The organism is Pseudonocardia kujensis (assembly GCF_021283305.1).
In the GTDB taxonomy this organism is placed as follows: domain Bacteria; phylum Actinomycetota; class Actinomycetes; order Mycobacteriales; family Pseudonocardiaceae; genus Pseudonocardia; species Pseudonocardia kujensis.
This window is the reverse complement of sequence record NZ_JAJSOK010000035.1, coordinates 1-13,114: the sequence shown is the minus strand read 5'-3', so window position 1 is coordinate 13,114 and position 13,114 is coordinate 1. Positions and strand designations below refer to the sequence as shown.

The 13,114-nt window shown below is 76.2% G+C and carries 12 protein-coding genes and 1 pseudogene; 8 read left to right on the top strand and 5 right to left on the bottom strand.

The features are described 5' to 3' along the window. Nucleotides 1-47: 47 nt before the first annotated feature. Both LWC35_RS22665 and LWC35_RS22660 read right to left on the bottom strand, forming a co-directional pair. Nucleotides 48-497: a ferritin-like domain-containing protein gene (locus tag LWC35_RS22665; protein WP_232872231.1), complete on the bottom strand. Its 450-nt coding sequence runs from the start codon at nucleotides 495-497 to the stop codon at nucleotides 48-50. Continuing rightward, nucleotides 494-1,009 carry a hypothetical protein gene (locus LWC35_RS22660; protein WP_232872230.1) on the bottom strand — a complete coding sequence of 172 codons (516 nt, stop codon included), beginning with the start codon at nucleotides 1,007-1,009 and terminating at the stop codon, nucleotides 494-496. The genes LWC35_RS22665 and LWC35_RS22660 overlap by 4 nt, the downstream gene beginning before the upstream one ends. A 119-nt stretch (nucleotides 1,010-1,128) precedes the next feature. Between LWC35_RS22660 and rimP the strand changes: the two genes are divergently transcribed. The 8 genes from rimP (at nucleotide 1,129) to LWC35_RS22620 (ending at nucleotide 9,149) form a co-directional block, all read left to right on the top strand. Beyond that, entirely contained in the window at nucleotides 1,129-1,692 is a 564-nt protein-coding gene (gene rimP, locus LWC35_RS22655) for a ribosome maturation factor RimP (protein WP_232872228.1), read from the top strand. Beyond that, nucleotides 1,689-2,753 (top strand): transcription termination factor NusA, encoded by a 1,065-nt coding sequence (gene nusA, locus LWC35_RS22650; protein WP_232872226.1) that lies wholly within the window; start codon nucleotides 1,689-1,691, stop codon nucleotides 2,751-2,753. Before rimP ends, nusA begins: the two co-directional genes overlap by 4 nt. Before the next feature lie 113 nt (nucleotides 2,754-2,866). Further along, on the top strand, nucleotides 2,867-3,139 hold the full coding sequence (locus LWC35_RS22645; protein WP_232872307.1) for a YlxR family protein: 273 nt from the start codon (nucleotides 2,867-2,869) through the stop codon (nucleotides 3,137-3,139). Nucleotides 3,140-3,235: 96 nt separating this feature from the next. Then, a complete protein-coding gene (infB, locus tag LWC35_RS22640; protein ID WP_232872225.1) occupies nucleotides 3,236-6,400 on the top strand; it encodes a translation initiation factor IF-2 in 3,165 nt (1,054 codons plus the stop codon). Nucleotides 6,401-6,456: 56 nt separating this feature from the next. Next, nucleotides 6,457-6,750: a DUF503 domain-containing protein gene (locus LWC35_RS22635; RefSeq protein ID WP_232872306.1), complete on the top strand. Its 294-nt coding sequence runs from the start codon at nucleotides 6,457-6,459 to the stop codon at nucleotides 6,748-6,750. A gap of 69 nt (nucleotides 6,751-6,819) precedes the next feature. After that, a complete protein-coding gene (rbfA, locus tag LWC35_RS22630; protein WP_232872223.1) occupies nucleotides 6,820-7,293 on the top strand; it encodes a 30S ribosome-binding factor RbfA in 474 nt (157 codons plus the stop codon). A gap of 70 nt (nucleotides 7,294-7,363) precedes the next feature. Beyond that, nucleotides 7,364-8,368 (top strand): DHH family phosphoesterase, encoded by a 1,005-nt coding sequence (locus LWC35_RS22625; protein WP_372463081.1) that lies wholly within the window; start codon nucleotides 7,364-7,366, stop codon nucleotides 8,366-8,368. Nucleotides 8,369-8,555: 187 nt separating this feature from the next. Next, nucleotides 8,556-9,149, top strand: coding sequence for a class I SAM-dependent methyltransferase (locus LWC35_RS22620; protein WP_232872304.1), 594 nt, complete (start codon nucleotides 8,556-8,558; stop codon nucleotides 9,147-9,149). Here LWC35_RS22620 and LWC35_RS22615 read toward each other — a convergent pair. The 3 genes and pseudogenes from LWC35_RS22615 to LWC35_RS22605 form a co-directional block, all read right to left on the bottom strand. After that, on the bottom strand, nucleotides 9,083-9,991 hold the full coding sequence (locus tag LWC35_RS22615; RefSeq protein WP_232872221.1) for a GNAT family N-acetyltransferase: 909 nt from the start codon (nucleotides 9,989-9,991) through the stop codon (nucleotides 9,083-9,085). The genes LWC35_RS22620 and LWC35_RS22615 overlap by 67 nt on opposite strands. Nucleotide 9,992: 1 nt before the next feature. After that, the gene (locus LWC35_RS22610) at nucleotides 9,993-11,066 is read right to left on the bottom strand and encodes a class I SAM-dependent methyltransferase (RefSeq protein WP_232872219.1); all 1,074 of its coding nucleotides are present in this window, start codon (nucleotides 11,064-11,066) and stop codon (nucleotides 9,993-9,995) included. Nucleotides 11,067-11,116: 50 nt separating this feature from the next. Continuing rightward, nucleotides 11,117-13,114 (bottom strand): annotated as a pseudogene (locus tag LWC35_RS22605) (hypothetical protein); the annotation flags it as partial.

Below are 13,114 nucleotides of genomic sequence, written 5' to 3'. Positions count from 1 at the left end.
GATCTCGCGACTCTCGGGAGCTCACAGCGCGACCCGGGTGGGACTCCTCAGCGGACGATGCCGGGGAGGGAGGGGATGGTCGGGGCGGTGCCCGTGGCGGCGCGCCAGCGGGAGGCGCGGACCGTCCCCTCCGACAGCGCCTTGAGCGCCGCGACCCGCAGCTGCTGGTTGGTGGTGTGCTCCAGCACGGACCGCCAGGCCGCGAGCGCGTCGGCCTCCGCGGTCACGGCGAGCCGCCCGGCGGAGAGCGTGTCGGTCACCGGCACCGGCGTGGTGTAGGCCGGCTGCGCCGACACCGGCCGCGCCCCGACGTCCGTGAGCGTCTGCTCGATCTGGCTGCGCAGGGTGCGGTGCCCCGCGATGTCCTGGCGCGCCACGGCCGCCTGGTCCGCGGGCACGAACGCGAGGATCAGCGTGTAGGACCAGAGGGCGGCGTGCTCGGCGGACAGGGCGCCCTGAAGGGCGTTGACGGCCTCGTCGTCGATCGGGACGCTCATGATGTCTGCGGCGCCCCCAGCACCGTGGTGTAGGCCGCGCAGCAGGCGGCGACGGAGCCGACCAGCCCGGCCCGCGCCGTGGGCACGCTGCCGACCAGCCCGGCGGCCTCGCGCGCGGCGTCGGCCACGGCCTGGCGCACCGCGTCCAGGTCCGCGCCCGCCTGCGGGGCCGTCGGCGCGGGGGCGGGTGTGGCGGGCGCGGTGGTGCCGGCGACCCGGGCGATCTCCTGCTCGAGGGCGGTGGCGTGGTCGGTGCGGGCCGAGCGGAGCGGGTCGAGCTGCCCGGTCAGCGACGGGTCGGCCGTGATCACGGCGGTGACCAGGGCGGCGTCCGACCGGGCCCGGGTGACCAGCGGGATCAGCGGGTCCGGGCCGTCGTCGGAGGACGCGGCGGCGCACCCGGCGAGGACCGGGGCGGCGAGGCCCAGCCCGCCCGCCGCCAGGCCCAGCGACAACGCCCGCCTGCGGGTCAGCCGCGGGGCTGCCGGGCGGGGCGGAGGGCCGGGGTGCACAGCCCGGCATCCTGCCAGCCGCCGCTGCGGCGGCGGGGCACGGGTCCGGCGGTCCCTCCGGCGGTCCGCGATAGTCTGGACGGCCGTTACGACCTGCCGAGCGCCCGCGAAGGAGATCCATGCCGAGCCCCGCCCCCGATCAGCTCACCGGCACCCTGCGCGGTGTGCTGGAGCCCGTCGTCGCCGGCGCCGGGTTCGAGATCGAGGACATCGAGGTGCGGGCCGCCGGGCGCAAGCACACCGTGAAGGTGGTCGTCGACGTGCCCGAGGACGCCGAGGAGACCGGCGTCGGGCTCGACGCCATCGCCCGGCTGAGCCGCTCGGCCGCGGCGGAGCTGGACCGGCACGAGCACCTGATCGCGGGCTCGTACACGCTCGAGGTGACCTCCCCGGGCATCGACCGCCCGCTCACCCGGCCGCTGCACTGGCGGCGGGCGCACCTGCGCCTGGTCCGGGTGACGCTGGCCGGCGGCGAGACGCTCGAGGTGCGCGTCGGGCGCGCGGGGCCGGAGTCGGTCACCGTGGTGGAGGCGGGCGCGAAGAAGCCGCACCCGCGTGAGCTGCGCTACGCCGACGTGACCCGGGCCGTGGTGCAGGTGGAGTTCAAGGCGCCGCCGAAGGCGGAGGTCGAGGCGCTCGACGGGGCCGGCGGGGCGGCCCCGGGGAACGAGGAGCAGGCATGAACGTCGACATCGCGGCGCTGCGGGCCATCGAGCGGGAGAAGGAGATCCCGTTCGACACGGTCATCGAGGCCATCGAGACCGCCCTGCTCACGGCGTACAAGCACACCGAGGGCCATCAGCCGCACGCGCGGATCGACATCGACCGCAAGACCGGGCTGGTCCGGGTCATGGCGCACGAGGTCGGCGAGGACGGCGAACCCGGCCCCGAGTGGGACGACACCCCGGAGGGCTTCGGCCGGATCGCCGCCACCACCGCGCGGCAGGTCATCGTCCAGCGGCTGCGCGACGCCGAGCACGAGCGCACCTACGGCGAGTTCGCCGCCCAGGAGGGCGAGATCGTCTCCGGGGTGATCCAGCGCGACGCCCGCGCGAACGCCCGCGGTGTGGTCGTGGTCTCCCTGGGGCAGATCGAGGGCGTGCTGCCCCCGACCGAGCAGGTGCCGGGGGAGAGCTACGAGCACGGCGACCGGATCCGCTGCTACGTCGTCGGCGTCAGCCGGGGAATGCGCGGCACGCAGATCACGTTGAGCCGCACGCATCCCAACCTCGTGCGCAAGCTGTTCGCGCTGGAGGTCCCCGAGCTGGTCGACGGGTCGGTGGAGATCGTCGCCGTCGCCCGCGAGGCCGGGCACCGGTCGAAGATCGCGGTGCGGTCCAAGGTCGCCGGGGTCAACCCGAAGGGCGCCTGCATCGGCCCGATGGGCCAGCGGGTGCGCAACGTCATGAGCGAGCTGCACGACGAGAAGATCGACATCATCGACTGGTCGGAGGACCCGGCGACGTTCGTCGGCAACGCGCTCTCGCCGTCGAAGGTGGTGTCCGTCACGGTGATCGACGCGCGCACCCGGACCGCGCGGGTCGTGGTGCCGGACTTCCAGCTGTCCCTGGCGATCGGCAAGGAGGGGCAGAACGCACGGCTCGCAGCCCGTCTGACCGGCTGGCGGATCGACATCCGCAGCGACGCGGACCCCCGCGCCCGGGCCGGCCGGACCGAGCTCGACGCGGACCCGGAGGACGAGTCCCCCGTGGCGCGCACCTCGGGGACGGAGTCGGTCGGCTGAGGGAGGACGCGCTACACTCGATCCCGGCCCGCAACCGGGCGCAGGGACCCGTCCGCACCTGTGTCGGGTGTCGCACCCGGGAGCAGGCCACCGGTCTGTTGCGCGTCGTCGCGGTGGACGGGGCCCTGGTCCCGGATCCGCGCGGACGCCTCCCCGGCCGGGGTGCCTGGGTGCATCCCGCCTCGGGGTGTCTCGACCGGGCCGAGCGCCGATCGGCGTTCCCGCGGGCACTGCGTGTCCCGGGTCCGCTGCCGGTGACCGCGGTCAGGTCGTACCTCGACGGGATCAGCGCCGCCACGGCGGCGGATCCTGCTGGGGGGCAACAGGAGGGAGCCGGGACAGTCCCGGTTCCGTCAGTCACGGAAGACAAGGTCGACCCGTCATGAGCCAGTCGTGAAGATCGCACCATGAACGTGCATCGACTCTAGGTTCGAGGTCGAGCGGACACCTGCCGCCCGGCCTCTCGGAGACATAGGAGAGCAGTGGCAGGCAAGGCCCGCGTGCACGAGCTCGCGAAAGAGCTCGGCATTTCCAGCAAGCAGGTCCTGAGCAAGCTCGCGGATCTCGGGGAGTACGTGAAGTCCCCGTCCTCCACCGTCGAGGCCCCCGTCGCGCGCAAGCTGCGCGACTCCATGGCCGGCAACGGTGGCGGCCCCCGTCGTGGGGTCCCCGGTGGCGGCGGCAGCCGCCCCCGTCCCGGCCAGTCCTCGGGTGCGCCCGCCCCGGGTCCGCGCCCCGCGGCGCCGTCGGGCCCGACCGGCGGTGCGGCGCCCGGCTCCGCGCCGGGGACCACCGGCTCGACCCCCGGCCCGTCGCGTTCCGGCGCGCCCACTCCCGGTCCGGGCCCGCGGCCCGGCCCCCGGCCCGGCCCGCGCCCGGAGGCGCCGGCCGCGTCGGCGTCGGCGCCCGCTCCCGAGCGCCCCGCGACGCAGCGTCCGGACCAGGGTTCGGACCAGCAGGGTTCGGGCCAGCAGGGTTCGGGCCAGCAGGGTTCGGGCCAGCAGGGTTCCGGCCAGCGCCCGGCCCAGCCCGGCGGCGCGCGTCCGGGTCCGCGTCCCGGCCCCCAGCAGCGGCCCGCCCAGCAGGGTGGTCCCCAGGGCGGTCAGGGCGGTGCCCAGCAGGCCCCGCAGCCCGGCGGCGCGCGTCCGGGCCCGCGTCCGGACGCCCCGCGGCAGCAGCCCGCGGCCGCGTCCGGTGGTTCCGGTGCCGGCACGGTGCCCCCGCGCAGCGCCGGGCCGCGTCCCGGCCCGCGCCAGCCGCGCGTCGGCAACAACCCGTTCGGCGTCGGCTCCGGCGCCCCGCCGCGTCCGGCCGCGCCGCGCCCCGGCCCGCCGCCCGCGCAGGGTGGCCAGCAGGGGGGCGGCCAGGGCGGCCAGCAGGGCGGCGCCCCGCGTCCCGGCCCCGGTGCCGGTGGCCCGCGGCCCCCGCAGCGCTCCGGTGAGGCCGGTCGCGGCGGTCCGCGGCCGAGCCCGGGCAACATGCCCCCGCGCCCGAACCCCGGCATGATGCCGGCCCGCCCGGCCGGCGGGCGTCCCGCGCCCGGTGGCCGTGGTGGCCCCGGCGGTCGTGGTGGCCCCGGCGGTCGTCCCGGCGGTCCGGGCGGTCGTCCCGGCGGCGGCGGCTTCCGTCCCGGTGGCGGTGGCGGCCCCGGCGGCGGTGGCGGCGGTGCCCCGGCGGGCGGCGGCTTCCGCGGTCGTCCCGGTGGCGGCGGCGGTCGTGGCCGCGGCGGGACCGCGGGTGCCTTCGGGCGTCCCGGCGGTCCGGCGCGCAAGGGCCGCAAGTCGAAGCGGCAGAAGCGCCAGGAGTTCGACTCGATGCAGGCGCCGTCGGTCGGTGGCGTCCGCCTGCCCAAGGGCAGCGGCGAGACGATCCGGCTGCCGCGCGGCGCGTCGCTCACCGACTTCGCGGAGAAGATCAACGCCAACCCGGCTTCGCTGGTCCAGGTGCTGTTCCACCTGGGCGAGATGGTGACGGCCACGGCGTCGGTCGCCGACGAGGTGCTCGAGCTCCTCGGCAACGAGATGAACTACAACGTCCAGGTCGTCAGCCCGGAGGAGGAGGACCGCGAGCTTCTCGACAGCTTCGACATCTCCTTCGGCGACGAGGGTGACGAGGAGGACTGGGCCGTCCGGCCGCCGGTCGTGACCATCATGGGTCACGTCGACCACGGTAAGACCCGACTCCTCGACACGATCCGGAAGGCGAACGTCCGCGAGGGCGAGGCCGGCGGTATCACCCAGCACATCGGCGCCTACCAGGTGCAGACGGAGCTGGAGGGTGTCGAGCGGCCGATCACCTTCATCGACACCCCGGGTCACGAGGCGTTCACCGCCATGCGTGCCCGCGGGGCGAAGTCCACGGACATCGCGGTGATCGTGGTCGCGGCCGACGACGGCGTCATGCCCCAGACGGTCGAGGCGATCAACCACGCCCAGGCGGCCGACGTGCCGATCGTGGTCGCGGTGAACAAGATCGACGTCGAGGGCGCCAACCCGTCGAAGATCCGCCAGCAGCTGACCGAGTACAACCTGGTCGCGGAGGAGTACGGCGGCGACACGATGTTCGTCGACATCTCCGCGAAGCAGGGGACGAACATCGAGCAGCTGCTCGAGGCCATCCTGCTCACCGCGGACGCGGCGCTGGACCTGCGGGCCAACCCGAACATGGAGGCCCAGGGCGTCACGATCGAGGGTCACCTCGACCGCGGCCGTGGTCCGGTGGCGACCGTCCTCGTCCAGCGCGGCACGCTGCGCGTCGGCGACTCGATCGTCGCGGGCGACGCCTCCGGGCGCGTCCGGCGGATGGTCGACGAGCACGGCGCGGACGTCACCGAGGCGCTCCCGTCGCGGCCGGTGCAGGTCATCGGTCTGACCTCAGTCCCGGGTGCGGGTGACACGTTCCTCGTCGTCGACGAGGACCGGGTGGCCCGGCAGATCGCGGACCGGCGGCGGGCGCGCGAGCGCAACGCCGAGCTGGCCAGCCGCCGCAAGCGCGTGTCGCTCGAGGACCTCGACGCCGCGCTGAAGGAGACCAGCACCCTCAACCTGATCATCAAGGGTGACAACTCGGGTACCGTCGAGGCCCTCGAGGACGCCCTGATGAAGCTGGACGTGGGTGAGGACGTCGACCTGCGGGTGATCCACCGCGGCGTCGGTGGCATCACCGAGGGCGACATCAACCTCGCCATCGCGGACAACGTCATCGTCATGGGCTTCAACGTCCGTGCCGAGGGCAAGGCCACGGAGCTGGCCAACCGCGAGGGCGTGGAGATCCGCTACTACTCGGTGATCTACCAGGCGATCGAGGAGATCGAGCAGGCCCTGAAGGGCATGCTCAAGCCGGAGTACGAAGAGGTCGAGCTGGGCCGCGCGGAGGTCCGCGAGGTCTTCAAGTCCTCCAAGTTCGGCACGATCGCCGGTTGCCTCGTGATGAACGGCGAGATCCGCCGCAACGCCCGCGGGCGCCTGCTGCGCGACTCGGTCGTCATCGCGGAGAACCTGCCGATCAGCTCGCTGCGGCGCTTCAAGGACGACGTGGTCGAGGTCCGCGAGGGCTTCGAGTGCGGTCTGACCCTGGGGACCTACAGCGACATCAAGGTCGACGACGTCATCGAGACGTTCGAGATGCGGGAGAAGCCCCGCGCGTGATCGATGTCGGCGGCGCGGCCGGGGTCACCCCGGCCGCGTCGTCGTCCACAGGTGACATGTACGTAGGAGCACTGGAGCTGGACGTCCTGCTCGGGGACGTCCACTCGCTCAAGCAGAAGCGCTCCGCCGTCCGGCCCGTCGTGGCCGAGCTGCGGCGGCGCTTCGCGGTGTCCGCCGCCGAGGCCGGGCACCTGAACCTGCACCGCCGTGCCCTGATCGGGGTGTCCTGCGTCGCCGCGGACCCCGGTCACGTCACCGAGGTGCTGGACTCCTGCGAGCGGCTCGTCGCCGCCCGCCCCGAGCTGGAACTGCTGTCCGCCCGGCACCGGATGCTGGGACCGGAGGATTGAACGGCCCGTGAGTGGTGATCTGTCGATCGTCGACGGTCGCCGCGCACGACCCGCAGGGAGGAGCGCGTCATGGTGGACCAGGCCCGCGCCCGGCGGCTGGCGAAGCGGATCTCGCAGATCGTCGCCGGCGCGCTGGAGCACGAGGTGAAGGACCCCCGCCTGGCGATGGTGACCATCACCGACACCCGGGTCACCGGGGACCTGCGCGAGGCCACCGTCTACTACACGGTGCTCGGCCGCACGGTCGACGAGGCGCCCGACAACGCGGGGGCCGCCGCCGCGCTCGACAGCGCCAAGGGCGTGCTGCGGACGATGGTGGGCCGGCAGACCGGCATCCGCCACACCCCGAGCCTCGCCTTCGTCGCCGACGAGGTCCCGGACGAGGCCCGCCGGATGGAGGAGCTGCTCGCCCGCACCCGCGAGTCCGACGCGGAGGTGGCGCGGCTGGCCGCCGGCGCCCGGCCCGCCGGCGACCCCGATCCCTACCGCGCACCCCGCGAGCAGGAGGGCTTCTCGGACTCCGCCGCGGCCGGGGAGGAGTGAGCGACCGGTGACCGCGCACCCCCGGTTCGCGGCGTTGGGCCCGGACGACCGGGACGACGCCGACGCCGCGATCGACCGCGCGGTCACCCGGGCGGTGCGCGACGCCGCCGCCGTCCTGCAGGACGCCCGGGAGGTCGTCGTCCTCGGGCACGTGTCGCCCGACGCCGACGCCCTCGGCAGCGCCCTCGCGCTCGGGCTCGCGCTGCACCGGCGCGGGAAGTCCGTGCAGGTCTCCTTCGGTGTGCGGGGCGGCGACGAGTCAGCGCCCGAGTCCCTGCGCGCGCTCGACAGCGCGGGCCTGCTGGTCCCGGCCTCGGCCGTGCCGGAGGCGCCGGAGGTGCTGGTCGCCTGCGACACCGCCGACCAGCACCGTCTCGGGGTGCTCGCCGGCCGGGTGGACGCCGCCGGCCGCTCGGTCCTCGTCGACCACCACGCGTCGAACCCCGGGTTCGGCACCGTCCGGGTGCTCGACCCGCGCGCCGAGGCGACCGTGATGCTCGTCCGGCGCATCCTCGCCGAGCTCGGCACGCCGCTCGACCCCGAGATCGGCCGCTGCCTCTACGCGGGGCTGGCCACCGACACCGTCGGCTTCCGCATCGGCGGGCCGGGGCCGCACCGGCTGGCCGCCGAGCTCGTCGAGGTGGGGGTCGAGGTCGAGCCGCTGATGCGCGGGCTCGTCGACTCGCACCCCTTCGCCTGGCTGGGTGCCCTGGGCGGGATCCTGGCGACCGCCGAACTCGAGAACGGCGTGCCGGCGGGCCGGGCCACGGTCCACGCCACGGTGCCGCTCGACGTCGTCCGGCGCTTCCGGCCCGAGGAGGTCGAGAGCGTGGTCGACCACGTCCGGACCGCCGTCGAGGCCGAGGTCACCGTGGTGCTCAAGCAGGTGGACCGGACGCGCTGGACCGTCTCCCTGCGCTCGCGCGGCGGGGTCGACGTCGCCGCGGTTGCGGTCGGGCTCGGCGGCGGCGGGCACCCGCGGGCCGCCGGGTTCACGATCGACGGCACGCGGGAGGAGATCCTCGCGACGATCCGGACCGCGCTCACCACCAGGGGACGATCCGGACGCAGCTGACCCACGATGTTCACCTCGTTCTCAGCAAGGGGTGCGTACCCTCGGGCCCGACGAGGAGGACGACTTGACTGCTGAGCCCGCCCTCCCCGCCCCGTCCACCCCCCGGGGTGGCGTGGCCGGGAGCATCCCGACCTGCACCGTTCCGCCGTTCGCCGCCGGGCCGCGGCGGGCCTTCCTGGCCGCGGCCGTGCGCAGCCCGGGCCAGATCGGGGCCGTGGCCCCGAGCTCGCCGAGGCTGGCCGACCTGCTGGCCTCGGTGGTCCCCACGCACGGCGCGCCCATCGTCGTCGAGCTCGGGCCGGGCACCGGCTCGGTGTCGGCGGCCATCGCCGAGCGGCTGCCCGCCGGCGCACGGCACCTCGCCGTGGAGCTCGACCCGCGCCTCGCGGCCTACCTGCGCCGCACCCGTCCGGACATGGAGGTCGTCGTCGGCGACGCCGAGCACCTCACCGGGCTGCTCGCCGCCCGCTCGGTGCCCGCGGTCGACGCCGTGGTGAGCGGGCTGCCCTGGTCGCTGTTCGGCGGGGCCACCCAGCGCGCGATCCTCGACCAGGTCGCGGCGGCCATCGGCCCGACCGGCGCCTTCGCGACCTTCGCCTACACCCACACCGCGCCCATGACCACGGCCCGCCGCTTCCGCCGGATGCTGTCCGAGGTGTTCGACGAGGTGGTGGTCAGCCGCACGATCTGGCGCAACCTCCCGCCGGCCTACGCCTACGTCTGCCGCCGTCCCAGGAGCGAGGGGCGGTACCAGAGCGTCCAGCGCGACACGGGCAGATAGCCCATCCGCCGGTAGACGCCGTGGCCGTCGTCGCTGGAGATCAGGACGGCGGGCAGCGCCGGGTCGGCCAGGGTCGCCGCCCAGGTGACTGCCGCCCCGAGGCCGCGGCCGCGATACCGCGGCAGGGTCGTCACGCACTCCACGTCGACCACGCCGTGCCCGGTCCAGGACAGCGCGGTCGCGACCGGGCGGCCGTCGGCGTGCGCCAGCCAGAACCGTGCCGGTCCGCCGAGCAGCGCGGGCGGTACCGGTGAGGCGGGCGCGGGAAAGCCTGCGGCGAGGATGTCCCCCCACTCCGCGAGGCCGCCCGGATCGTCCACTTCGGTCACGGTGACGCCGGACGGCAGCGGCGGGGCGGCGCGGTCCGCGGGCCGCACCATGAAGTGCGGATGCCCCATCGGTTGCAGGCCGGCGGGCCGCAGGTCCGGTGTGGGGTGCGGGGTGACGAGCAGCCAGGGCCTCCCGGGGCTCGTCGTGGCCACTGTGGCCATGACGGCCACTGGGGCCACTGGGGGCACTGGGGGCACTGGGGGCACTGTGGGCAGTGCGGGCACTGTGGGCGGGTTCGCCGCGGTGGCCACCGCGCGCGCCGCGTCGAGGTCCACGGGTCCCGCCGACACCGCCGCATTGAGGAACACGCAGGGCGACAGCGCGTCGGCGAGGACGAGCCCGCCCACCCGCCGGACCGTGCCGCCGGCGGCCTCGGCCCACCTCGCGGCCCGGTCCGTCATGGCCCGGACCGCGGCGAGGGTGAGCGAGTCGCCGTCCGGCGTGGTGTCCTCCCAGCCGCTGATCGGGGCGACGGGTCCCGCGCTCGTCCCGGCGCTCGTCCCGGCGCCCATCTCAGGGCTCCAGCAGGTAGAAGCGGAACATCTCGTGCTCGATCGGCAGCACCGAGACGCCCGCGAAGCCGGCCTCGGCGGCGTAGCGCCGCAGCACGTCGGGGCGCAGCACGGTGCCGGTGGCGGCCGAACCCGGTTCGCTGCGGCCGACGGGCAGGCAGTGCAGCACGCTGGCCGCGTACAGGAAGCGCTGCATCGGGTCGGCGCCGGGGGAGAAGGTCTCGTCGGCCCGTTCGTCCATGATCACGACCGGCCCGGCGGTGATCCGGTGCGCGGTCCGCAGCGCCGCGACCGGGTGGGCGAGGTCGTGCAGCATCTCGAAGGCGAACACCGTGTCGTACCGGCCGGTGAGCGCCGGGTCCGCGACGTCGGCGACCACGAACCGCACGCGGTCGGCCACGCCCGCCGCGGCGGCGTGCTCCCGGGCCGCCTCGATCGACGGCGGGTCCGCGTCGAACGCGTCGACCTGCACACCGGGGTAGCCCAGCGCGAGCGCGATCGCCGCCCAGCCCTCGCCGCAGCCGAACTCGGCGACGGTGCCGCCGGCGGCCAGCCGGGCATCGAGCCCGGGCACCTGCGGCACCCACTCCTGCACCAGCTGCCCGACGAAGCAGGGCCGGCTCAGGGCCGCCTGCGCGTGCTGGACGCCGTAGGCGCCGTAGGGCACGCCCGCGCCGGTGCGGAAGGCCTCGGTCAGGGCGGGCAGCACCCGGCCGAGGGACTCGACGAACTCGGCGAGCGGGACGAGCCGGGCGGGGCTGTCGGGGTCGAGCAGCACCGGTTCGCTCCCCGGGATCAAGCCGAACCGGCGCTGTTCGGGATCCGCGGCCGGGTCGTCGACGGCGAGCAGGCCCGCGGTGGCCTGCTGCTCGCACCACTCGCGGGCGTACCGGGCGTCGACGTCGGCGGCCTTGGCCAGCTCGGGCGCGGTCGACGGGCCGCTGCCGGCGAGGGCCCGGTACAGGCCCAGCCGGTCGCCGAGCAGCACCGTGGCCAGCTCGAACGCGCCCAGGCCCGCCTCGAACAGGCGGCCGGCGAGCTCCTCGGTGACGGACGGGGCGGGGTTCTCGGTCATGGTGTTCTCCTTCCCTCGTCGGAGAAGGCGCCACGGACCGCGTAGCGGTGCTACAGCCGCCAGGTGACCGCGTGCTCGGGGTCGTAGCGGCAGAAGGTCCCGGTGTGGACCGACGCGCGCAGGTGCCGGCCCAGCTCGGGGTGCACCGCGGCGACCCGGTCCACGGCCGCCCGCACGCGGTTGCCGACGGCCTTGCGCCGCCGCTCGACGTCGGACCCCGCCGTGCGCGGACGCCCGCCCAGCCCGGTCACGGCGGCGAGCTCGGCGATCAGCGCGTCCCGTTCCGCAGTGGCGCGGGCGGACCGCTCCGGGTCGTGTGTCGCGGCGGCGTCCTCGACCTCCTCGTCGAGGTCCCGCAGCCGGGTGCGGTAGGCGGCGACGGCGGTGCGGTCGGCGAGCACGAGGCCGCTCCCGTCCGGTGCAGGCACTCCGGCCAGCTCGTGCACGGCGACCTCGCGGCCCGGCCGGGCGAGCAGGACGGCGAGGTCGCGCAGGCCCTTGCTGTTCCGCAGCCGCACCGTCCGGCCGGCGTAGCTCAGGGCCCAGAGCTCACCCTCGCGGCGGAACTCGGCGGGTCCCGCAGTGGGTCCCGCGCTGGGTCCTGCGGTGCCGACCGCGCCGCTCTCGCCGGCCGGCTGGTCCGGCTCGGTCCGCCCGGCCGGCTCGCCGACGCCGTCCAGCTCTGCCGCCCACGCCCTGGTCCGCCGCTCCAGCGCGGCCCCGGCCCGCGCATCGGCCTCGACCGCCGCGACGAGGTGCCGCCGCGCCGCGGCCGAGTCCCCGCGGAGCGCGGCGAGCCGGCCCAGGAACGCGTCGACCGAGCCCCAGGTGCCGGCGACCATGCCCTCCACCGCGAACAGCCCGGCGTGGGGGAGCAGCAGGGCATACGTACGCGCGGCGGCGGTGCGGTCGCCGAGCAGCAGCGCTGCCTGGGCCACCTGCACCGCCTCGGGCAGCCACTCGCTGTCGTGCGGCCCGGCAGCACGCCCGTCGAGCCAGCGGTCGAGCAGGTCGGCCGCCCCGGGCTCGCCGGCGAGCGCGCGCAGCAGGGCGTGGGTCGCGTAGACCGACGGGCCGAGGGCCGGCGCCAGGCGCAGGAAACCCTCGAGGTCCGCGTCCTCGGGCCGGCCGCCGAGCACCGCCGCGACGAACCGTTGGGTGAGCAGCAGGATCTCGGCGTTGCCGCTGCGCGAGCGCGTGACCAGCCCGGCGAGCTCGGCGTCGTGCCGCCGCCAGGCCTCCTCGTCCCCGGCGGCGAGCGCGCGGGCGCCGCGCCACAGCGGGACGCACCAGCTCAGCCCGGCCTGCCGCAGCGGCTGCGCGACGTGCGCGTACGCGGCGATCTCGACGTCGACGTCCGCCCAGCGGCCCGCCTCGGCCAGCGCGACCGTGCGCAGGCGCCGGCCCAGGAGCTCCCTCGCCCGGTCCGGGATCCGACGCGCGCAGGCCACGATCTCGTCCGCCGCCGCGCGCCGCTCGGCGACGTGCGCCGGCCCGGCCGTCGCGTCGCAGCGGGCCGCGAGGGCCGCGGCCAGCACCCGGGGATCGCCCAGCCTGCGGGCGCCGGCGACGGCCTCGTCGGCCAGGGCCAGCCGGCGCGGCTCGTCGCCGGTGAAGGCCAGCGCGACCGAGAGCCGGGCCGCGAGGGCCGCCCGCAGGGCCGGCTCGCCCGGCGGGACGGCGGCCAGCGCCTCCTCGAGCAGAGCGCAGCGGCCCGGGTCGCGCAGGTCGATCTCGAAGCCGGTGGTGCCCCCGGTCGCACCGAGCGCGGCGGTCGCGAGCAGGTCGGGACGGTCGTGCCGGCGGGCGTCGGCGGCCGCCTCGAGGTAGACCGCCCGGGAGCGTCCCGGATCGCCCGCGGCCAGCGCCGCCTCGCCCAGAGCGCACAGCACCTCCCCCCGGCCGGGTACGGGGCCCGCGGGGTCGAGGTGCGTCAGGGCGGTCGCCAGCCACCGCACGGCGTCCTCGTGGGCCGCGCCGGCGGTCGCGGCGGTCGCGGCCCGGACCGCGGTCGCCCCCGCCGCCCCCCCCACCCCCGGCACGCCCGC